General features: G+C 39.1%; 1 protein-coding gene. It reads right to left on the bottom strand.

Annotation, left to right across the window (positions count from 1 at the left end; translation table 11 throughout):
- Nucleotides 1-114: 114 nt before the first annotated feature.
- Nucleotides 115-540: a hypothetical protein gene (locus tag ACSX1H_RS19445; protein WP_439185921.1), complete on the bottom strand. Its 426-nt coding sequence runs from the start codon at nt 538-540 to the stop codon at nt 115-117.
- Nucleotides 541-837: the final 297 nt, after the last annotated feature.

Raw genomic sequence — 837 nt, 5'->3', positions numbered from 1 at the left:
GCGTTGAGATTGTCCGTCCGAGAGGACGAGACTATCGAGGCGGGAATCTGCCCACCCAAAGTGAGCCGGACTGCTATGCGCTATGGCGGCGTGTTGGGGGCAGTAGTTTATATTTTACGTAAACATATTTCCATCAATTTCAGGTCGCGTAATTCTCGTGTTGTGATAGAATCCCAATTTCTTCTTAATCCAGTTCATAAAACCTTTACCATTTTTGTCTGGATTATAACCACAAATGCGACACCTGTCAGATTCAAGAGCAACTTCAATACTATAATACCTTTTATGTCTTAATTCATAGTCAGTCTCGGTATAGAATTTAGCAGCACCACATTGTTCACAGCGGCTCTTTATAGATTTATCAAGTTGGATGTCTTCATTATATAGTCTTCTTAAGTCAACATGATTTAAATTTCTGCTCTTTGCTTCTGAAATAATCGTTTCTCTTGATGTTCCAACAAAGTCTTTATAACGATACACTATAAATTTTGCAAGTTCAACGTTACTTAACGTCTTGAGAAACAAGTTGAGTTCATTCATTCGGCTTAATTTTCTATAAGTTCTGTAGGTTTGGTTCTATTGCCCCCAACGGTTAGCTGCATGATGCTTAAGGAGAGAACACAGCTCCACTTTCCTGAGTCCCACAGAGCCAAACATTGATTTGGCATTAAACTTAATAATTATTTACAAAGAAAATGTTTGGCGCTGCTGCTTTTTTATGGCGACCTTAAAGAATGCGCAGCCTCCTTATGCATTATTGCAGCTTGTTAGGCACGCCCCTTTTATAACCGGTTAACTAAGTTGTTTTTAAGCCGCAGAAACAGACTTGTTTTCTTC

Source organism: Carboxylicivirga taeanensis, assembly GCF_051851475.1.
GTDB lineage: Bacteria > Bacteroidota > Bacteroidia > Bacteroidales > Marinilabiliaceae > Carboxylicivirga > Carboxylicivirga taeanensis.
Note: the sequence above shows the minus strand (reverse complement) of the source record. Positions and strands in the feature narration are given on the sequence as shown.

Excerpts from the sequence above, each read along its gene's own strand:
- ACSX1H_RS19445 (WP_439185921.1), bottom strand. The coding sequence starts at position 540 with ATGAATGAACTCAACTTGTTTCTCAAGACGTTAAGTAACGTTGAACTT.